This window comes from Candidatus Pantoea bituminis (genome assembly GCF_018842675.1).
GTDB classification, from domain to species: Bacteria; Pseudomonadota; Gammaproteobacteria; order Enterobacterales; family Enterobacteriaceae; genus Pantoea; species Pantoea phytostimulans.
Genome location: NZ_JAGTWO010000004.1, coordinates 3,011,391 through 3,032,851 on the forward strand (window position 1 = coordinate 3,011,391; position 21,461 = coordinate 3,032,851).

The following is a 21,461-nucleotide window of genomic DNA, read 5'->3' on the forward strand; positions in this document are numbered from 1 at the left end:
ATTCCTTTCATCAGAAATGCTGTGGTTTCTGAATACATTGCGCTCGGTACAAATCCCGACACTCTATGTCGGGCCACACCGAATTCGGTGTCAGACCGTGAAACGCGAGCCAGCGACTATACCAGTTTCACCGGAAGTGAACAAACAGCCTCGGCGCGATCAACGTAATGACGTGACGCGCGGCAACATTTCTGTTGCAACTTTGCGCGCTATGCGATCGATTTCAAGGACTGCGTCCACCGAATCCGGTTCCTGACACGTTTGCGCTGCCAGCACCTCACTATTAAGTGCCGCAATATCAGTGAAGCGGATCTGGTGACTCAGGAAAGCCGCGACGGCAACCTCATTGGCGGCGTTAAGCGTGGTGGTCGCCGCTTGTCCGGCTTCACAGGCATCAATGGCCAGTTTCAAACACGGATAGCGACCATAATCGGGTTCTGCGAATGTCAACGCCGACATGCGGGTGAAGTCCAGCGGCGTGACGCCCGCCTTGATACGCGCTGGCCACGCCATGCTGTGAGCAATCGGCGTACGCATATCGGGAGAACCCAGCTGGGCTAACACGCTCCCATCGCAGTAACGCACCATGGAGTGAATGACCGATTGCGGATGCAAAATCACTTCCATCTGCGCTGCGCTAGCGTTAAACAACCAACGGGCTTCAATGTATTCAAGACCTTTATTCATCATGGTGGCTGAATCAACAGAGATTTTTCGCCCCATTGACCAGTTCGGATGTGCACATGCCTGATCGGGCGACATACCCGCCAGATCGGTTAATTGCGTGTCACGAAAAGGACCACCTGATCCCGTAAGAATAATCGACTCAATGCCATTATCCTGGAGGTCAGCGTAACCTAACTGATGCTGGATGGAAGCCGGTAAACTCTGAAAAATGGCGTTATGCTCGCTGTCGACGGGCAGTAATTGCGCGTTATGTTGACGTACAGCCTCCATAAACAAACGGCCGCAGGTGACAAGGGATTCTTTATTCGCCAACAGGACAGTTTTACTGGCGCGAATAGCGGCCAGCGTGGGGAGTAAACCCGATGCACCAACAATCGCCGCCATGACCTGATCGACGTCGTCCAATGCCGCCAGTTCGCAAGCCGCCTGAACGCCGGAGAGCACTTCGGTATTTACCTTGAGTGCTCTCAGTCGTTCACGCAGCGCCGCTGCTGAAGTTTCATCGGCCATCGCCGCATAGCGTGGTTGAAAAGTTGCGCACTGTTCAGCCATCAAATCAACGTTGTGACCGGCAACCAATGCGGTTACCTGATATAAATTTGGATTAGCGCGAATTACCGCCAGCGTGCTGACGCCAATCGAACCGGTTGAACCTAGCAGAGTTAGATGCTTCATTATGCTGTCCATGTGAAGTCAAAAAGGCCGTGCTAAGAAGCACAATGTAAAACGCCGCCAGATAGCGTATTCGAGAGAATACTTCATCTGTACGGCGTTTTGTCTGGCAGTGATGGGATTAGAAATCCATCAGCTCTTTCTCTTTTTCTGACAGAGCAGCATCAACATTCTTGATGTGTGCATCGGTCATTTTTTGAATCTCGTCTTGCGTACGACGCTCGTCGTCTTCGCTGATCTCTTTATCTTTCAGCAATGCTTTGATTTTATCGTTGGCATCGCGGCGGACGTTACGTACCGACACTCGGCCCTGCTCGGCTTCGCCGCGCACGATTTTAATCAAATCTTTACGACGTTCTTCGGTTAACGCAGGCAGCGGAACACGGATGTCTGTACCGGCTGAACTTGGGTTCAGACCGAGATCAGACGTCATGATCGCTTTCTCAACGGCTGGGCCGAGTGAGCGATCAAACACGTTGATTTTCAGCGTGCGTGAGTCTTCTACGGTAACAGAAGCCAGCTGACGCAGCGGCGTCGGCGTGCCGTAATATTCGACGATGATACCGTCGAGCAGCGAAGGTGAAGCACGGCCCGTGCGTATTTTGCTGATGGTGTTTTTGAATGCTTCCACGCATTTGTCCATGCGCATATCAGCATCTTTTTTGATGTCGTTAATCACGTTGAAACCCTTGGATTCGGTTTGACCTGGCCAGTTCCGGCATAACCGGAAGCGGGATCGATAATCATCGATAATCCTGACTGGTGCGCGATGAATTGTCACCGCGCTGACAGAATATACCTTATTTTATCTCGCCTCGGGTATTAATGCGTAATCAGGGTACCTTCTTTTTCACCCATCACTACGCGGCGCAACGCGCCAGGCTTATTCATGTTGAAGACGCGAATCGGCAATTTATGGTCACGCGCCAGCGTAAAGGCAGCAAGATCCATCACTTTCAGCTCTTGATCCAGCACTTCAGCATAGGTCAATTGTTCGTAAAGTGTCGCATCGGGATTTTTCACTGGATCGGCTGAGTAAACGCCGTCAACCTTGGTCGCTTTCAATACCACGTCGGCTTCAATCTCGATGCCGCGCAGGCAAGCTGCAGAGTCAGTGGTGAAGAAAGGATTACCCGTACCCGCAGAGAAAATCACAACACGGTTATTCCGCAACAGGCTGATAGCTTCGGCCCAGCTGTAATTGTCACACACGCCATTCAGTGGAATTGCAGACATCAGGCGCGCATTAACATATGCACGGTGCAGCGCATCACGCATCGCCAGGCCGTTCATCACGGTCGCCAGCATGCCCATGTGATCGCCTACAACGCGATTCATGCCAGCTTGTGCAAGACCAGCACCACGGAACAAGTTACCGCCGCCAATCACGACGCCAACCTGGATGCCCAGTTCGACCAGCTCTTTCACCTCTTGTGCCATGCGGTCAAGCACACTCGCGTCAATACCAAAACCTTCGGCGCCTTGCAGTGCTTCGCCACTCAGTTTTAGCAGGATACGTTGATAAACAGGTTTTGCGTTGGTCGCCATGGCAATTCTTCCTGGAAGATATGATGAAAAGGAGAAGTAAAATCTGATCGATCATCCGCTTACCGCAATGAAATTGCTATTGGGATGAGACTGAAAATGTATCTGTTGCAAATCACAGACAAAAAAGAACCGCCTTCTGGCGGTTCTTTCAGAACATTAAGACTGTTTAGACATTGCTGCAACTTCTGCAGCGAAGTCAGATTCAGCTTTCTCAATGCCTTCACCCACTTCGAAGCGGATGAAGTTGATAACGTCAGCGCCCTGCTCTTTCAGAGCCTGGCCAACAGTTTTGCTTGGGTCGATAACAAAAGCCTGACCGGTCAGAGAAACTTCGCCGGTGAATTTCTTCATGCGGCCTTCAACCATTTTCTCTGCGATTTCTTTTGGCTTGCCAGATTGCATCGCGATGTCCAGCTGAACCTGGTATTCTTTGTCAACCACTTCAGAAGATACGTCTTCTGGTTTAACAAACTCAGGCTTGCTCGCTGCAACATGCATAGCGATCTGCTTAATCAGCTCTTCGTTAGCGCCTTTGGTTGAAACCAGAACGCCAATACGTGCGCCGTGCAGGTAGCTGCCCAGCTCTTCACCTTCCAGGATCGCAACGCGACGAATGTTGATGTTCTCACCGATTTTAGCAACCAGCGCCACGCGCTCTTCTTCGAATTGCGCTTTCAGAACTTCAACATCAGTAACGCGGTCGGTCGCAGCAGCTTCCAGAACTTTGTCTGCGAATGCCTGGAAACCACCATCTTTAGCGACAAAGTCGGTCTGGCAGTTGACTTCCAGAATCACACCGTAGTTGCCAACGATTTTGGTTTTGATCACGCCGTCAGCAGCTACGTTGCCTGCTTTTTTCGCTGCTTTAATTGCGCCAGACTTACGCATGTTTTCGATTGCCAGCTCAATGTCGCCATTCGCTTCAGTCAGCGCTTTTTTGCAATCCATCATGCCTGCGCCAGTACGTTCGCGCAGTTCTTTTACCAATGCAGCGGTAATATCAGCCATTCCAGAATCCTCGGTTCGTACCTGTGTACATTTGCACTAGCAGGCACTTATTGCGGAAAGATTACTCTGTCCCGCCTTCCCAATGGGGGCGTTACAGACTTAGATAAAATAAAGGGGCCAATCTTGGCCCCTTACAGATCACATCTGAATACTAAGGGCTCTTATGCAGAGCAAACCTTATTAAGCGTTTTCTAAAGACGCTTCTTCAGCTTGCTCAGCCAGATCCTGAGAACGGCCTTCGCGAACAGTGGTCGCAACGGCAGTCAGGTACAGGCTTACAGCACGGATCGCATCGTCGTTACCAGGGATAACGAAATCAACGCCATCTGGATCAGAGTTGGTATCAACGATAGCAAATACTGGGATACCCAGGTTGTTTGCTTCTTTGATTGCGATGTGTTCGTGGTCAGCATCGACAACAAACAGTGCATCCGGCAAACCGCCCATATCTTTGATACCGCCCAGGCTGTTTTCCAGCTTGGCCAGTTCACGAGCGCGCATCAGCGCTTCTTTTTGGTCAGTTTGTCGAAAGTACCGTCCTGAGACTGAGTCTCAAGGTCTTTCAGACGTTTGATAGACTGACGAACAGTTTTCCAGTTAGTCAGCATGCCACCCAACCAGCGGTGGTTTACGAAGAACTGGTCGCAGCTCAGTGCAGACTCTTTTACCGCTTCAGCAGCAGCGCGCTTAGTACCAACGATCAGGATCTTACCTTTACGGGAAGAGATCTTGTTCAGTTCAGCCAGAGCGTCGTTGAACATTGGTACAGTTTTCTCAAGGTTGATGATGTGAACTTTATTACGTGAACCAAAGATGAATGGCTTCATTTTTGGGTTCCAGTAACGGGTCTGGTGACCGAAGTGAACACCAGCCTTGAGCATGTCGCGCATGGAAACAGTTGCCATGATTACCTCTATGAGTGATTGGGGTTGGGCCTCCATGTATCCCATACAACCGACCTCTTACAAGGCACCCCGGCGTATGTGTCGATACATGTGTGTTTTATTACACATAATGAGAGTTATGCGTTTCCTGCCGACCAAAACGGCCGTACAGAGAATCGTCGGCGCGCTTTATACCATAATCACGCCCGAGACACCAATAATAGTTCGCTAACTCAGGCCAGCGCGTTCTCTATTTGGCAGCCCATTTGCTGGCTGCTAACATGACAGCACAGAATTTATTATTGTCGATATTTTCGACAAATGCGGATTAATTTAATGGCAATCTCAATAAAAACCCCTGAAGAAATCGAAAAAATGCGCGTCGCGGGCCGTCTGGCTGCCGAGGTGCTGGAGATGATTGAACAGCATGTAAAGCCGGGTGTCACCACTGGCGAGCTGGATCGCATCTGTCACGACTACATCACCAACGAGCAGCACGCGATTTCCGCTTGCCTCGGCTATCACGGTTTCCCGAAATCCGTGTGCATCTCTATCAATGAAGTTGTGTGTCATGGTATTCCCAGCGATGATCGTCCCCTGAAAGATGGAGATATCATTAACATTGACGTCACCGTGATCAAAAATGAGTATCACGGAGACACCTCAAAAATGTTCCTTGTTGGCAAGTCGACTATTCAGGGCGAGCGTCTGTGCCGCGTCACTCAGGAAAGCCTTTATCTGTCGCTGCGCCTGATCAAGCCAGGCATTCGCTTACGCGAGCTGGGCCGCGCTATTCAAAAATATGTTGAAGCGAACGACTTCTCCGTAGTACGTGAATATTGTGGTCACGGCATTGGCAAAGGCTTCCATGAAGAGCCGCAAGTATTACATTACGATGCAGACGACAGCGGCGTTGTGCTGCAAGCGGGCATGACCTTCACGGTTGAACCGATGGTCAACGCGGGTGATTACCGCATCCGCACCATGAAAGATGGCTGGACGGTGAAAACCAAAGATCGCAGCTTGTCCGCACAGTACGAGCATACTATTGTGGTGACGGAAAACGGCTGTGAGATTTTAACCCTGCGTAAAGACGACACCATTCCTGCCGTGTTAGTCAACGAAGGGTGATTCCCCCACTTAAGAAAAGGCCGGCGCTATGCCGGTTTTTTTATGGCTAAAGAAGAGAAGAGCTGCATGAGTGTGAGCCTGTCGGACGATGTTAAAAATGGCCTAAAAGATTCCCCCGCGCATTGGGATGATGACCAGCTAACACGCGAACTGTTAAAACAGCGGCTGGAGAATTTTCAGCAATATTTAGCTGCAGCGTTCGACGCAGGTGAAGCGGTTGAAACATTGATCGATGCGCGTACGTTGTATATCGATCGCCTGCTGCGTCGTTTGTGGCGCTTCTTTGGTTTTGACAGCATGAAGTCTATCGCCTTGGTTGCGGTAGGTGGTTATGGGCGCGCCGAACTGCATCCCCTTTCCGATATTGATGTCCTGATCCTCAGCCGTCAGCCACTCGACGAACAGGCGGCGCAGCGCACCAGCGAACTGCTGACCCTGATGTGGGATCTCAAACTTGAAGTCGGTCACAGCGTCCGAACGCTGGAAGAGTGTTTGCTGGAGGGTTTGTCCGATCTGACTGTCGCCACCAACCTGATTGAATCACGCATGCTGACTGGCGATGTCGCGCTCTTTCTTGAATTGCAAAAAAATGTCTTCAGCGATGGGTTCTGGCCTTCCTCTGATTTCTTCGCCGCCAAAATTGAAGAGCAGCAAGAGCGTCATAAACGCTACCACGGCACCAGTTATAACCTTGAACCCGATATTAAAAGTAGCCCCGGCGGATTACGCGATATTCACACGCTGCAATGGGTTGCGCGACGCCATTTCGGTGCCACCACGCTGGATGAAATGGTTGGGTTTGGCTTCCTCACTGAGGTTGAGCGCAACGAACTCAATGAATGTCAGGATTTTCTCTGGCGCATCCGCTTCGCCCTGCACCTTTCGCTGACGCGTTATGACAACCGTTTGCTATTTGATCGCCAGCTAAGCGTGGCTCAGCGCCTGAATTATCAAGGCGAAGGCAACGAGCCGGTTGAACGCATGATGAAAGATTTTTATCGCGTCACCCGTCGCATCAGCGAACTGAACCACATGCTGCTTCAACTGTTCGATGAAGCGATTTTAGCCCTCTCTACCAGTGAAAAACCGTGTCCAATAGATGATGATTTCCAGCTACGCGGTGACTTGATCGATCTGCGCGATGAAACCCTGTTTGGTCGCGAGCCGCAGGCGATTCTGCGCATGTTCTATGTGATGGTACGCAACGAAAATATCAAAGGTATCTACTCCACAACCTTGCGCCATTTGCGTTATGCACGTCGTCATCTTAAGCAACCGCTGTGTCAGATTCCCGAAGCGCGTCAGCTGTTCATGGCCATTTTGCGCCATCCAGGCGCTGTTAGCCGTGCGCTGGTTCCTATGCATCGCCATAGCGTGCTGTGGGCTTATACGCCGCTTTGGGGACATATCGTCGGGCAAATGCAGTTTGACCTGTTTCATGCTTACACCGTTGATGAACATACTATTCGCGTGTTGCAGAAACTGGAAAGCTTTGCCAACGAAGCAACGCGCCCGCAACATCCTCTGTGCGTCGAACTGTGGCCGCGTCTGCCGCAGCAAGAACTGCTGCTGATGGCAGCCTTGCTGCACGATATCGCCAAAGGACGCAACGGCGATCACTCGATTCTCGGCGCGCAGGACGCACTCGATTTCGCCGAACTGCATGGGCTCAATTCGCGTGAAACGCAATTAGTGGCCTGGCTGGTGCGCCATCATTTGTTGATGTCAGTCACCGCCCAACGTCGTGATATTCAGGATCCTACTGTTATTCAACAGTTTGCTGAAATCATGCAAAACGAAAATCGCCTGCGCTATCTGGTGTGTTTGACCGTAGCGGATATCTGCGCAACCAATGAAAGTTTATGGAACAGCTGGAAGCAGAGTTTATTGCGAGAGCTGTTCTTTGCGACGGAAAAACAGCTGCGTCGCGGCATGGAAAATAGTCCGGATCTGCGCGAACGCGTGCGCCATCATCGCCTACAGGCTTTGGCCCTGTTGCGCATGGACAATATCGATGAAGAACGTTTGCACCAGATTTGGAATCGCTGTCGCGCTGATTATTTCCTGCGACATACGCCAAACCAAATTGCCTGGCACGCTCGACATTTAATGGGACACGATCTGACTAAACCTTTGGTATTGGTCAGCCCGCAAGCCACGCGCGGCGGCACTGAGATTTTTATCTGGAGTCCGGATCGCCCTCACCTATTCGCGGCGGTTGCTGGCGAACTGGATCGCCGTAACCTCAGCGTTCACGATGCACAAATTTTTACCAGCCGCGATGGCATGGCAATGGACACGTTTATTGTGCTGGAACCGGACGGCAGCCCACTGGCACCGGATCGTCACCCCATCATCATTCAAGCGCTGGAACAGGCGATTACCCAATCAGATTGGGTTCCGCCACGCACTCGCCGTCAGTCCGCCAAGCTGAAACACTTTAGCGTTGATACCGAAGTCAACTTCCTGCCTACGCACACCGATCGGCGCAGTTATCTTGAACTGGTGGCGCTCGATCAGCCGGGCTTATTGGCACGCGTAGGTGAAGTGTTCGCCGATCTCGGCGTCTCACTGCACGGTGCACGCATCAGCACCATTGGCGAACGCGTCGAAGATTTGTTTATTTTAGCAAACAGCGATCGCCTGGCGCTTGATGAGGAAATGCGCAAAGCGTTGCAACAACGGTTGACAGAAACCCTTAATCCAAACGATAAAGTGTGACCGCAATCGATTTGTGAAATTAAAACTATTTACTTGTATCGGGTCATTACCCGGCACTGAACACGACAAATCAGGAAAAAACATGCAACAGTTACAGAGCGTTATTGAATCCGCCTTCGAACGTCGCGCCGACATGACACCGAACAATGTCGATACCGAAACCCGTGATGCCATCAATCAAGTTATCTCATTACTGGACAGCGGTGCGCTGCGCGTTTCTGAAAAGATTGACGGCGAATGGATAACGCATCAGTGGCTGAAGAAGGCGGTACTGCTGTCATTCCGCATTAATGACAACCAGGTTATGGAAGGCGCTGAAACGCGTTTTTATGACAAAGTGCCAATGAAATTTGCCGGTTGGGATGAGGCGCGCTTCAAAGAAGCCGGTTTCCGTGTGGTGCCACCCGCAGCCGTTCGTCAGGGCGCGTTCATTGCACGTAATACCGTGTTGATGCCTTCTTACGTCAACATTGGTGCTTTCGTTGACGAAGGAACAATGGTTGATACGTGGGCGACCGTGGGTTCTTGCGCGCAGATCGGTAAAAACGTTCACTTGTCAGGCGGCGTTGGCATTGGTGGTGTGTTGGAGCCGCTGCAGGCAAACCCAACCATCATTGAAGATAACTGCTTCATTGGCGCACGTTCAGAAATCGTAGAAGGCGTGATCGTAGAAGAAGGCGCTGTGATTTCAATGGGTGTCTACATTGGACAAAGCACCAAGATTTACGATCGTGAAACCGGTGAAGTGCATTACGGACGCGTACCAGCAGGTTCTGTGGTGGTTTCCGGTAACTTGCCTTCTAAAGATGGCAGTTACAGCTTGTACTGTGCCGTAATCGTTAAGAAAGTTGACGCGAAAACCTTGGGTAAAGTAGGCATCAACGAACTGTTGCGTACCATCGACTAAAGCATCAGACGGGCTGGAAATCAGCCTGTCATCTTTTCTTTACACTTCCCGCCCAATATCCTGATTCGCGCCACGAATTAACAGGTGCGTTTGTTTTTCAAACAGTTCATAATCCGCGCCAGTTAAATCCTGTCGCGCAATGTTCATCCTGTTATTAATGTCTACAGTTGTTAAGTCATGAACACATCTGCGCGCTTCTCAATCTTGGTGGAAACAACGCTATGTACGACAATCTTAAAAGCTTAGGCATCAATAATCCCGACGATATCGACCGTTACAGCCTGCGTCAGGAAGCGAACAACGACATTCTGAAGATTTACTTTCGCAAAGATAAAGGTGAATTCTTCGCTAAAAGCGTCAAGTTTAAATACCCACGTCAGCGTAAAACCGTGGTTGCCGATCACGCGAGTCAGGGTTACAAAGAAGTTCAGGAAATCAGCCCGAATCTGCGCTATGTGATTGATGAATTAGATCAAATTTGCCAGCGCGATCAGGTAGAAGTTGATCTGAAACGTAAAATTCTTGATGACTTGCGTCATTTAGAAAGCGTGGTCTCACACAAGATCACAGAAATTGAATCAGACCTTGATAAATTAACCCGTAATTCACGTTAATCTCACCGCTCTGATATAAAAGGCTGGCTGACGCTGGCCTTTTTTATTTTCGACCGAATACCCCTTAATACGCATGGTTTCTTCCAACATCGCTACGCAGCAGCTTGCTGCGTTTGCCGTCAAAAAGCGGGCTAGCCGCCCTGCTCATCAAGCTGTAGTGCCACATACAACAACAGCCGATCGTCAAAATGGCTCAGATTAAGCCCCGTTAATTCAGAGATACGGTTCAGTCGATATTCCAGCGTATTACGATGTATAAACAGCGCCCGCGCCGTGGCGCTCGGTTGTACGTTATGGGTAAACCAGGCAATTAAGGTACGGCGCAACAAGCCGTTATTATCCATGCTTTTTAGCTTCGCCAACGGCCGCGCCAGCTCGTTCGCCTGCCATCCACCACGCAAACTATCCAGCAATACCGGCAACACTAAATCCTGATAAAAATAACTTCTTACATCCGGCATCCGCTGTTTACCGACCATCATGGTGGTGCGAGCGGTACGATAAGATCGCGCAATGCTGCCAGGCCCCGTAAAATAGTTACCCAAGGCGATGCGCATACGTATTTGTCCGCTCTCTTTCATACGATGCAAAAGCTGTTCAACACGCTTACGGTGGTCTTCCTGATCGTAACGTCCGTGCGGATTAAGTGCCGGTTTCAGCACCACCATTTCTGTTAACGAAACAATGGCGATCAAGTTATCGCGCTCCGGCGTAGTAAGCAGCGTTTGCAGCTGTTGCAGTTCGGACATGGCACTGTCAACGCCGAGCTGCCCGCTGTCCACTTCCACGACTGCGACGACACGTGGCTGATTAAGATCGATGCCCAGCCGCTGCGCCCACTCGGTTAGCTGTGGCGATAAGGTATCGCTGCGAATCAGATTAAGCACCAGCTCTTCACGTAAACGACTGTCCTGTGCCAGCATGTGCAGCAAGCGCGCCTGCTCCAGCATCATTTCTGCCGTCATACACACCAGCTCGCCATAGTGACGCAGCGCGACCGGCTCGCCGGTCAGTCCGATCACTCCAACGATATCGCCATCAATACGCAGTGGCAGATTTATGCCGGGCCTGACGCCGTGCAGATGCTTTGCTACCGCTTCATCAATGTCTACCACCCGTCCCTGAGAGAGCACCAGCAAAGCACCTTCGTGCAATTCTCCAATACGCTCCCGATCACCGCTGCCAATAATCCGTCCACGTGCGTCCATGACGTTGACATTGCTATCAATAATTCTCATGGTGCGTGCCACAATATCTTGGGCTAGTCGAGCGTCGAGGTGATAGGTAGCCATCCATTACTCCTGACAAAGAGGGGAATGACAGAATACGCGTAGGTTACGCACAGAACATTGTGCAACTGCACAGAGCCAGAGTGTCATTTACTCATTTTGCGGCGGCCATCACATTCTAATCGGTCAGCGCATGGGTACAAAAAGGCGGGCCAAAGCCCGCCTGAATCAGATAATCGTGAATTTTTACTGCATCAGCAAGTAAAGGTTACTGTCGCCGCGCTTCACGTTAAGCGCGAGCACGGAGGGCTTGCTGTCGAGGATCTTGCGCAGTTCGCCCAGATTAGCAACGCTTTGCTGGTTCACGCCCATGATCACATCGCCTTTCTTCAGGCCAATGCGCGCAGCTGAGCTGCCCGGCTTAACATTATCGATACGCACACCTTTATCACTGGTGTCGCTGTTGCTGAGATCGGCGCCTTCAATACCGGTGTAAATGATGGCGGATTGCACTTTATCCTGCGTGCTTTGCTGCAACTGCACGGAAACGTCCATGGGTTTACCGTCACGCAACAAGCCCAGTTTCAAGGTTGTACCAATCGGTAATGTACCTACTTCGGCACGCAGCGCAGCAAAGCTGGTTAATGGCTTACCGTTCATCGACACCACGACATCGCCCGCTTTGATACCCGCTTTTGCTGCGGCGGAATTCGGCAGCACCTGGCTAACAAATGCACCGCGCTGGGCATCCACTTTCATCGCTTTTGCCAGTTCAGAGTTAAGCTCGGTGCCCATAACGCCCAGTTCACCGCGTTTCACCTGACCAAACTCCACCATCTGTCCGGTGAGGTTTTTAACCATGTTACTTGGGATAGCAAAACCGATACCGATATTACCGCCATCTGGTGCCAAAATTGCGGTGTTAATCCCAATCAGTTCACCGTTGAGATTGACCAGCGCTCCGCCGGAGTTACCACGGTTAATCGCCGCATCGGTCTGAATAAAGTTTTCGTAGTTTTCTACGTTCAGCCCGCTACGGCCCAGCGCTGAAACGATGCCCGATGTTACGGTTTCACCCAAGCCGTAAGGGTTGCCGATGGCGACGGTGTAATCACCCACGCGCAAATTATCGGAGTCAGCAATTTTCACAGCAGTGAGGTTTTTGGCATCTTGCAGCTGAATTAACGCAATGTCAGAGCTGGGATCTTTACCAATCACTTTAGCGTCATAACGGCGACCATCGCTGAGCTGCACCTGAATTTTAGTGGCGTCGTTTACCACATGGTTATTGGTTACCACGTAGCCTTTTTCAGCATTAATGACCACGCCTGAACCCAGAGCCCGGAATTTTTCTTTCTGGGTATCTGGCGCGTTGCCCCCTCGCTGCCGCCACCGTTTTGACACATTGGCGAGCTCTGGAACGGCGAACCGTCCTGGCAGAACGGTGAATCATCACCAAAGAATTGCTGGAACTGCTGCGGCATGCGCGGCGTTTTTACCGTAGTGCTGCCTTCAACACTGATACTGACAACAGAAGGCATCACTTTTTCTAACATAGGAGCCAAGCTGGGTAATTGCTGACTGGTAGAAGAGGCCGTTTCTGCTGCGAGAACACTGACAGGCGTCAGTGCCATACCAAGACTCAGCGCCAGCGCGCTTAACATTAGAACTTTTTTTTCATTTTTCGGTATCTCTCAAAAATTATCGTCCAGACCCTTGCTGTGGTCGTATGATGAGATAAATGTTTTAACGCGAAGTTCCAGCAAAAGTTTTAGGTAAAAGTAAAAATTTATGCGCGCTCTTTACAATTCGCCCTTTATTCCACCGCCATCAAGCGACGATACTCATCCCAGGCATAAAGGTCGGTCATGCCGCTAATGTAATCCTGAATAAGGCGGAAACGATAATAACGCTCCCATAACAGACGCTCATATTTATGTTTTACTACCAGCGAACGCATTGCCTGCTGATAAGCTTTACGATGTTTTCCTGAAAGCTTATGAAACAAACGGGTTTCAATGGGATGCTGAGGAAGAAAATCTTCATTAATCAATGCAGTGAAAGCTTCGTAATTCAGCTTCATTAGCGGTTCATAAATTTCCAATAGTCCTTTAATGACGCGATAACCTTGTAACTCCAACTGTTCGACTTCGGAATGGTTAAATACCTGCTGCCGCGCCACGGTTTTAAATATCTGAAGAAGCCGCCCTTCTTCCCCTTCATCCTCTAATAAAGCATGATTAAAGCTACCATCAAAAATAGCGGCAAGATTATCAACAAAACGTTTTACTGCGTAGCCCACCAAAACGTTTTGAACATTGACACGTAGCGACATAAAAAATTGATCGCTGCGGCTGCGGCGCTTTTTGCTGCAGGCTTCACGCCAGGCCTCACCAATAGTTCGGCTAAATGCATCGTTGGGTTTAATTGTTCCCCAGGCTTTACTGAGAAATTCATACAAACTGTCGACATTAAAAATGGCTTTTTCTACCGCATCATCCAGATCGGCAATGCAATAAGAGATATCATCTGCCGCTTCCATTATATAAGTCAGCGGGAAACGATGATGCTCATCCATATTCGTCTCAGCCCGTAGCTCAGCAATATAATCTCGCTCGGATAAATAGAAGCCCGGTTTTTTCATTAATACGCTATATTCAGCCGGTTTTTCGCCTTGCCACCAGGCGGGCGCTGTATATTTCAACACGCAGGCAACTTGTGAATAGCTGAGATTCAGCTGCAGCAAAGTATGCACCATGCGAATGGCCTGCGCGTTGCCTTCAAAATGACATAAATCCTGGCGAATCATGGCATTCATTTGATCAAAAGCGCTGCGCTGCTCATCGGTTTCAACACCAGCAACCAGCGGATCCACCAAGTTTGCGGGTAACTTATCCTCAAACCAGTCGTTAATTGCCGCTTCGCCAAAATGGCCAAACGGCGGATTGCCGACGTCGTGCAGCAGGCACGCCATTTCCACTAAGCTCTCAAAGGCACCTTCCAGCTCATCCAGACCATATTGCGCCAGCCCGCCCTGCATTTTCAGGGTTTGCAGGATCTCTTTGCTGATATAGCGTCCGGTTTGTTGCACTTCAAGCGAATGGGTTAAACGCGAGCGCACCGCCGCATTTCGCTCTAAAGGAAAGACCTGGGTTTTCTGTTGCAAACGACGAATGGCCGCCGAGTTAATTATTCGACCGCGGTCACTTTCAAAATGGCGGCTAATATAATATTCCCCTTCGGGATCTTTTCGGCTGGTATAAGGGCGAGTAAAGCTGATCTTCGTCCTGAAATTGATCGCTGCCATTAATTGCCCCTCTTTTTTCGTGAATTAATCCCCTGTCAGCCATGGTAGACTATGCCTTAATTTCGGCGAAAACATCTACATTAGCGAGACTCTTTATGAAAGCAGGCATTATTGGCGCGATGGAGCAGGAAGTCACTCTACTGCGTGACAAAATTGAAAACCGTCAAACCTTATCACTGGCTGGCTGCGAAATTTACACCGGCACGCTTAATGGCGTTGAGGTGGCTCTGCTGAAATCGGGCATCGGTAAAACTGCAGCTGCGCTTGGTACGACGCTGTTGTTACAGCTCTGCAAACCCGATGTCGTCATCAATACCGGTTCTGCGGGCGGTTTAGCGCCTACGCTGAAAGTGGGCGATATTGTGGTTTCGGAAGAGGTGCGTTATCACGATGCAGATGTCACCGCCTTTGGTTACGCGCCCGGCCAAATGGCGGGCTGCCCGGCAGCATTTGTTGCCGATGCGAATTTGATTGCGCAAGCAGAAGCCTGCATTCAGCAGTTGGATCTCAATGCAGTGCGTGGTTTGGTGGTGAGCGGCGATGCTTTCATCAACGGCGCTGAGCCGCTGGCACGCATTCGTAACACCTTCCCGCAGGCCATTGCCGTTGAGATGGAAGCCACCGCAATTGGTCACGTCTGCCATCAATTCGCGGTGCCTTTCGTGGTGGTTCGCGCCATTTCGGACGTTGCCGATCAAGAATCACATTTGAGCTTTGATGAGTTCCTCAGCGTTGCGGCAAAACAGTCGTCGCTGATGGTAGAAAACTTGCTGGCGCGCCTGGCGCGTGGCTAAACGTTTTCTGCTCTGCTGGCTGCTGCTGTTTAGCAGCAGCCTGTTCGCTTCATCCCCACGCGTTATCGCTCTCGCCCCGCATTTAACCGAATTGGCTTTCGCCGCAGGCATCACACCAATTGCCGTTAGCGCCTGGTCAGACTATCCGACTGCTGCGCAAAAATCGAACAGGTTGCCAACTGGCAAGGCATCAAAGTTGAGCGCATTTTGCAGCTAAAACCGGATGTGGTGTTGGCGTGGCGTGGCGGCAATCCACAACGTCAAATAGATCAATTGCAGCAGTTGGGTATCAAAATTGAATGGATTGATCCCGCTAATCTGGCAGGCATGATCGATGCGCTGGCCGCGCTAGGGAAATGGAGTCCGCATCCTGAGCAGGCGGAAAAGGCGGCGCAACAGCTGCGCCAGCAGGAAGCTGAATTGCGTCAGCATTACGCTTCGCTGACATCAATTCCGCTGTTTTTACAGTTTGGCCAGCAGCCTCTTTTCACCGCAGCAAAAGCGACCTTGCAGAACGACATCATTGAGCTGTGCGGCGGCAGAAATATTTTTGCTGATAGCCGCGTCAGCTGGCCACAAGTCAGCCGCGAACAAGTATTAATGCGCCATCCTCAAGCGATAGTGATGGGCGGTAACACGCAGCAGGCAAGAAACGTAGCGCGATTCTGGCAACCGCAGCTTAGCGTGCCGGTGATTGCTATCAATGATGACTGGCTAAGCCGTCCGGGCCCACGTCTGATACTGGCAGCAAAACAACTCTGTACAGCGCTGCATCCAGTACCATAAAATTTGCATAATCGATTAAAGAAAAACCAATTATTGCCGTTAATTACTACATGAGACGCGCGAGCCACGTATGCTCGCCGTCCTTTTGCGCATAAGCGCCTTTTGACTACACCAGGACCTAAACATGACCAGAACAGTGCTTCTGGCCATAGCGCTGTTGATTGCTAGCTCCGCGACTGCAGGGTCAATCACCGGCTCTATTGGCGTTAAACTGATCATTTTCTCTCGCTGTGAAATCAACAGCGCCACGAGCCAAAGCACGCCCCGGGTTGATTGCGGACGTCACTTCAGCGCGCAGCCGCGCATTATGCAAAGCGTGCTGAAACGAGATGCCAAGCAGAGAGAAACCGATCGGTTAGTAACAATAGAGTGGTGAGCGAGGCCGCTGAACAGCGGCCTGCAAAATCAGATACTAAATGAAGAACCACAGCCGCAGGTGGTTTTAGCGTTCGGGTTAGTCACGATAAAGCGCGAACCTTCCAGCCCTTCGGTGTAATCCACCGATCCGCCCACCAGATATTGCAGACTCATCGGATCAACCACCAGTGACACGCCTTGCTTCTCAATCGTCATGTCACCATCATTCATTTTGTCATCGAAAGTAAAACCATACTGAAATCCGCTGCAACCGCCGCCAGTGATATAGACACGCAGTTTCAGTTCTGGATTCTCTTCATCAGCAATCAGATTCTTCACTTTATTGGCTGCTGCTTCGGTAAATTGCAACGGCAGTGCTGCTACTTCATCACTCATGTTTGACTCCAGTAAACGCCCAGGTCAGAAAACGACCTTAATACCGCTATTATCTGCCAGCACACCAGCGCAATCAAGTTTTGAGCTTCGCACTCTGTGCCGCCTTAACTAAGGTTAGACATATTGCAGGGTTTTCCACCCTTTCGCCTGCCGCGCCTCTTACGTAGAATGGCGCGATATTTTATTGAACTGCTGGAGCCGAAAATGAGTAAGTCCGAAAACCTGTTCGCCCAGGCGCAACGCCTGATTCCCGGCGGCGTAAATTCGCCGGTACGTGCGTTTACTGGTGTGGGCGGCGTACCGCTGTTCATTGAGCATGCTGACGGCGCCTATTTGTATGATGCCGATGGCAAAGCCTATATCGATTATGTCGGTTCATGGGGCCCGATGGTGCTGGGCCATAATAATGCTGAAATTCGCAATGCCGTGATTGAAGCGGCCCAGCGCGGTTTAAGCTTTGGTGCGCCTACCGAAATGGAAGTGACCATGGCGCAACTGGTCTGCGACCTGGTGCCAAGCATGGAAATGGTGCGCATGGTGAACTCCGGCACTGAAGCCACCATGAGCGCGATTCGTCTGGCGCGTGGTTTCACCGGCCGCGATAAGCTCATTAAGTTTGAAGGCTGCTATCACGGCCATGCCGATCACCTGCTGGTTAAGGCGGGTTCTGGCGCATTAACGCTGGGCCAGCCTAACTCACCGGGCGTGCCTGCTGATTTCGCCAAACACACGCTGACCTGCACCTATAACGATCTCGATTCTGTACGTGCGGCGTTTAAACTTTATCCGCAAGAGATCGCCTGTATCATCGTTGAACCGGTTGCGGGCAACATGAACTGCATTCCGCCACAGCCAGGTTTCCTGTCGGGTTTGCGTGCATTGTGTGATGAGTTTGGTGCGCTACTGATCATTGATGAAGTGATGACGGGCTTCCGCGTCGCACTTGGCGGCGCGCAGGCGCATTACAATGTCGTGCCCGATCTGACCTGCCTCGGCAAAATTATCGGTGGCGGCATGCCTGTCGGCGCATTTGGCGGCCGTCGCGACGTGATGGCAGCGCTAGCACCAACCGGCCCGGTTTATCAGGCAGGTACGCTCTCCGGTAACCCGATTGCGATGGCAGCGGGCTACGCCTGTTTAAGCCAAATCGCCCAGCCGGGTACGCATCAGAAGCTGACCGCACTCACCACGCAGCTGGCGGAAGGCCTGCTTGAAGCGGCGCAGCAGGAAAACATTCCGTTGGTCGTGAATTACGTAGGCGGTATGTTTGGCCTGTTCTTCACTGATGCCGCAACGGTAACGTGCTATGCCGATGTCACACAGTGTGACGTTGAACGCTTCAAAAAATTCTTCCACCTGATGTTGGAAGAGGGCGTTTATCTGGCACCATCAGCGTTTGAAGCGGGCTTCATGTCGCTGGCGCACAGCACTGAAGATATCCAGCGCACTATTGACGCGGCACGTCGCTGTTTCGCTAAGCTGTAATAAAAAAGACCGGTGAAAGCCGGTCTTTTTTGTTCTGAATAACCCACCCTGAATCGGGTTGATGTTATGCAGTTTAACGCGACCGCCGCAATAACCAGATGAAGTACGGCGCACCCAAAAACGTTGCCATTAAGCCCGCCGGTATTTGATCCGGAAACGCTAACATCCTGCCGCACCAGTCAGCAAACACCATCAACCCTGCCCCTAACAATCCAGACAGCAACACCTGCGGCAACGCCCGACGAAAGCCCAACATGCGTGCGATATGTGGTGCCATCAAACCGATAAAGCTCAGCGGTCCGATGGTTAATGTCGCGGCAGCCGTCAACGCGGCAGCCAGCAGCAGCAGACTCAGGCGCGATGACGTCAGCGCCATTCCTGCCGAGCGCGCCGTGGCGCTACCCAGCGGCAGCAGCGTCAACCAACGGCTGGCCAGCGGTGCCATCGACACCAGTACCAGTGCGCAAACGGCACTCTGGATCGCCTGCTTGCCGCTGATATTGTAGGTTGAGCCAGAAATCCAGCTGAGTAATCCGCCCATGCGCGGATCGCCACTTGCCAGCAAAAGCATCAGTAGCGTGACAAAAGCGCTGTTAAGCGCCATTCCCGCCAGCAGCATACGCTCCGGCGAGAAACCGCCTCGGCTGGCGACCAGCATGATGATCAGCAAAGTGACGCCAGCACCCAGCACGCCCGCCGGCAGCAGGTACGCCAGCGCATCACCCGGTACGAAAAACAGCATGATCACCACGCCAAAAGCCGCACCTGAACTGATGCCCAATACTTCCGGGCTCGCCATCGGATTACCGGTCAGACGCTGAATCAAACTGCCGGCAACGCCTAGCATTAAACCCACCACCAGCGCAGCCAGCAAGCGCGGTGCACGCCACGGGATGAGCTGTTGTAACATCTCGCCGCTGGACCAAGTCCAGCCATGCGCATCGCGGCCAAATGCCAGGCCAAAGCACGTCAGCAGCGCCAGGACGCTCAAAGCAATAAGACACCAACGCCCCACCGCTTGACGCTCCGCAGGCACATTATCGCCAAGGTTCATTGCGGGCGGCACCGAGCCGGTACGCAAACGCGGCAACAACCACAACAAAATTGGCACACCCAGCAGCGCAGTTGCGGTACCGGTTGAAACTTCGCGCCAATGCGTGGTGAGCCACAATACGCAAGCATCTGCCAGCCAGAGCAGTAACGCGCCGATAAGTGGCGCTAATAACATACGGCTGAGCAAGCGACGTCCGCCAAGCAACTTCGCCAGCAGCGGTGCAAACAGACCGATAAAGCCGATAATCCCGGCTGCGTTTACCAGCTGCGCACTCAGCAAAATCGCCAGCGCCAAACCGCCCAGCCGCGCCAGGGAAAGTGCGAGTCCCAGGTTTTTAGCGACACCATCATCTAGCCCCATCAAGGTTAATGGGCGCAGCAGCGCCAGCGCCACCGCAAATGCCAGCAGCAGACGCGGCCAGAGCTGACTCACATTCTCCCAGCCCATTTGATTCAGCGATCCGGTGCTCCAAAGGAACATGTTCTGTAATTGATCGTGGTTAAAGATGGCGAAAATCTGGTTGACCGCGCCGCTGTAAAGGCTCAGAACCAAACCTGCAAGGATTAGCGTGACCGGCGACAAACGTTTCCCCACGCCACGCCAAACACAATCGCCCCCACCAGTAACGCGCCGCCCAGCGCCGCAAACTGCTGCGTCATCGCGCCGCCGGGTAATTGCCACAGCGTCGCCACCGTAATCCCTAGCTGCGCCCCCGACGAGACGCCCAATGTCGTGGGTTCTGCCAGCGGATTGCGCAACACTTGCTGAAACAGCAAACCGGCTAAACCCAAGCCTGCGCCAACCAGCAACGCTAAAATCAGGCGCGACAGCAAACTGTGATGAAACACCATTTGCTGAATATTATTCACATCCGGCGCCCACAGCGCCTGTGACCACTGCGCCAACGGCAACGCGTGCTGCAAATTAACCAGCGTTAATCCAAGCGCCAGCAAAAACAGCACACCCAACAACGCAACGGGGAAAAGACGATGGCGCATCAATGCGTCTCCAGCGCGCGTTCCAACACGCGAACAAAATGCAGCGCCGACAACGTCGCGCCGTAATACCACACCGCAGGAACGCGCTGAAAGCGGCCCGCGCGAATAAAGGGCAAAGATTGCCACAGCGGACTGCGCATCACCTGCTGCATGTCCGCCTCGTTGTCATGATCGAAGCAGATCACCTCAACATCGCTTAGCGAAGCCAGACGCTCAATGCCCACCACCGCGCTGCCCCAAAAATTGGTTTCGCCCTGCCAGGCATTTTCCAGGCCCAGCATATTCATCACCTCAAGAAACAGGCTGTTTTTACCGAACGTGATGGCGTGGCGGCTATCGAGCAGTGACATCAAGAGAATGGGCCGCCCGCGATAAACAGCAAGGCGCTGACGCGCCGCTGCAAGCTGTTTATCCACCCACGCGAGATGCTGATCGGCTTGCGCTTCGCGACCGAGACGCTTGCCTAATTCTTGTAGCGACAGGCGCGCAGTCGTAAACGGTTTACCGTCGCCGCTGTTGAGGTCAAACCCCATAATCGGCGCAATGCGCGTGAGCTTCTCTTTTGGTGGACCATAACCGTTGGAACATAGAATCAGTGACGGCCGCATCTGCGTCATCAATTCAAGATTGGGTTCGGTACGCAATCCCACATCCACGACGCGGGCAGGCAGCGGCGGATCCCCCACCCAAATGTTGTAGTTGTGCATATCTGCCACGCCGAGCGGTGTTACGCCCAGCGCCAGCAGTAACTCCGTCGGCAACCACTCCAGCGCAATAATGCGTTGCAGATCCACGGGTGCGGCACGCAGCGGAAAACTGTGAAGTAACGGCGACAACGCCATTGCCATCATCAAACGACGGCGCAGCAGATCGGGCATTATCC

The 21,461-nt window shown here is 51.9% G+C and carries 15 protein-coding genes and 4 pseudogenes; 8 read left to right on the forward strand and 11 right to left on the reverse strand.

Annotated features, from left to right (window positions below):
* Positions 1-159: 159 nt before the first annotated feature.
* From ispC to rpsB, 5 genes and pseudogenes are all read right to left on the reverse strand, one after another.
* Positions 160-1,362, reverse strand: a complete 1,203-nt coding sequence (gene ispC / locus KQP84_RS18075; protein ID WP_215847569.1) for a 1-deoxy-D-xylulose-5-phosphate reductoisomerase — start codon at positions 1,360-1,362, stop codon at positions 160-162.
* A 118-nt stretch (positions 1,363-1,480) separates the two neighbouring features.
* Positions 1,481-2,038, reverse strand: a complete 558-nt coding sequence (gene frr, locus KQP84_RS18080) for a ribosome recycling factor (RefSeq protein ID WP_215847570.1) — start codon at positions 2,036-2,038, stop codon at positions 1,481-1,483.
* Between the two features lie 143 nt (positions 2,039-2,181).
* The gene (gene pyrH, locus KQP84_RS18085; protein ID WP_128084920.1) at positions 2,182-2,907 is read right to left on the reverse strand and encodes a UMP kinase; all 726 of its coding nucleotides are present in this window, start codon (positions 2,905-2,907) and stop codon (positions 2,182-2,184) included.
* Between the two features lie 156 nt (positions 2,908-3,063).
* Complete coding sequence (gene tsf, locus KQP84_RS18090) at positions 3,064-3,915, reverse strand: translation elongation factor Ts (protein ID WP_215847571.1); 852 nt, start codon at positions 3,913-3,915, stop codon at positions 3,064-3,066.
* 180 nt (positions 3,916-4,095) lie between these two features.
* Positions 4,096-4,820: pseudogene (rpsB, locus tag KQP84_RS18095) on the reverse strand (30S ribosomal protein S2).
* 315 nt (positions 4,821-5,135) lie between these two features.
* Between rpsB and map the strand changes: the two are divergent.
* From map to KQP84_RS18115, 4 genes are all read left to right on the forward strand, one after another.
* Positions 5,136-5,930: a type I methionyl aminopeptidase gene (gene map, locus KQP84_RS18100; RefSeq protein ID WP_215847572.1), complete on the forward strand. Its 795-nt coding sequence runs from the start codon at positions 5,136-5,138 to the stop codon at positions 5,928-5,930.
* A gap of 66 nt (positions 5,931-5,996) precedes the next feature.
* Positions 5,997-8,651, forward strand: a complete 2,655-nt coding sequence (glnD, locus tag KQP84_RS18105; RefSeq protein ID WP_215847573.1) for a bifunctional uridylyltransferase/uridylyl-removing protein GlnD — start codon at positions 5,997-5,999, stop codon at positions 8,649-8,651.
* An 82-nt stretch (positions 8,652-8,733) separates the two neighbouring features.
* Entirely contained in the window at positions 8,734-9,558 is an 825-nt protein-coding gene (gene dapD / locus KQP84_RS18110) for a 2,3,4,5-tetrahydropyridine-2,6-dicarboxylate N-succinyltransferase (protein ID WP_215847574.1), read from the forward strand.
* 221 nt (positions 9,559-9,779) lie between these two features.
* A complete protein-coding gene (locus tag KQP84_RS18115) occupies positions 9,780-10,172 on the forward strand; it encodes a DUF3461 family protein (RefSeq protein ID WP_215847575.1) in 393 nt (130 codons plus the stop codon).
* 131 nt (positions 10,173-10,303) lie between these two features.
* On the opposite strand, the gene KQP84_RS18120 is transcribed toward KQP84_RS18115, so the two are convergent.
* The 3 genes and pseudogenes from KQP84_RS18120 to dgt all read right to left on the reverse strand — a co-directional run bounded on the left by KQP84_RS18120 (position 10,304) and on the right by dgt (position 14,708).
* Positions 10,304-11,464 carry a CdaR family transcriptional regulator gene (locus KQP84_RS18120; RefSeq protein WP_215847576.1) on the reverse strand — a complete coding sequence of 387 codons (1,161 nt, stop codon included), beginning with the start codon at positions 11,462-11,464 and terminating at the stop codon, positions 10,304-10,306.
* A 183-nt stretch (positions 11,465-11,647) separates the two neighbouring features.
* A pseudogene (degP, locus tag KQP84_RS18125) lies at positions 11,648-13,065 on the reverse strand (serine endoprotease DegP).
* 152 nt (positions 13,066-13,217) lie between these two features.
* Positions 13,218-14,708, reverse strand: a complete 1,491-nt coding sequence (dgt, locus tag KQP84_RS18130; RefSeq protein WP_215847577.1) for a dGTPase — start codon at positions 14,706-14,708, stop codon at positions 13,218-13,220.
* A gap of 95 nt (positions 14,709-14,803) precedes the next feature.
* On the opposite strand from dgt, the gene mtnN reads away from it, so the two are divergent.
* The 3 genes and pseudogenes from mtnN to KQP84_RS18145 all read left to right on the forward strand — a co-directional run bounded on the left by mtnN (position 14,804) and on the right by KQP84_RS18145 (position 16,664).
* Positions 14,804-15,502 carry a 5'-methylthioadenosine/S-adenosylhomocysteine nucleosidase gene (gene mtnN / locus KQP84_RS18135; RefSeq protein WP_215847578.1) on the forward strand — a complete coding sequence of 233 codons (699 nt, stop codon included), beginning with the start codon at positions 14,804-14,806 and terminating at the stop codon, positions 15,500-15,502.
* Positions 15,495-16,288 (forward strand): annotated as a pseudogene (gene btuF, locus KQP84_RS18140) (vitamin B12 ABC transporter substrate-binding protein BtuF). The gene mtnN and the pseudogene btuF overlap by 8 nt, the downstream one beginning before the upstream one ends.
* Before the next feature lie 124 nt (positions 16,289-16,412).
* Positions 16,413-16,664, forward strand: coding sequence for a hypothetical protein (locus KQP84_RS18145; RefSeq protein WP_215847579.1), 252 nt, complete (start codon positions 16,413-16,415; stop codon positions 16,662-16,664).
* A gap of 29 nt (positions 16,665-16,693) precedes the next feature.
* Here the strand turns inward: KQP84_RS18145 and erpA are convergent, their stop codons facing one another.
* A complete protein-coding gene (gene erpA / locus KQP84_RS18150; RefSeq protein ID WP_215847580.1) occupies positions 16,694-17,041 on the reverse strand; it encodes an iron-sulfur cluster insertion protein ErpA in 348 nt (115 codons plus the stop codon).
* 204 nt (positions 17,042-17,245) lie between these two features.
* Between erpA and hemL the strand changes: the two genes are divergently transcribed.
* Positions 17,246-18,526, forward strand: coding sequence for a glutamate-1-semialdehyde 2,1-aminomutase (hemL, locus tag KQP84_RS18155; protein ID WP_215847581.1), 1,281 nt, complete (start codon positions 17,246-17,248; stop codon positions 18,524-18,526).
* A 73-nt stretch (positions 18,527-18,599) separates the two neighbouring features.
* Here the strand turns inward: hemL and fhuB are convergent.
* A pseudogene (gene fhuB / locus KQP84_RS18160) lies at positions 18,600-20,578 on the reverse strand (Fe(3+)-hydroxamate ABC transporter permease FhuB).
* Entirely contained in the window at positions 20,578-21,456 is an 879-nt protein-coding gene (gene fhuD, locus KQP84_RS18165; protein ID WP_215847582.1) for a Fe(3+)-hydroxamate ABC transporter substrate-binding protein FhuD, read from the reverse strand. Before fhuD ends, fhuB begins: the two are co-directional and overlap by 1 nt.
* Positions 21,457-21,461: the final 5 nt, after the last annotated feature.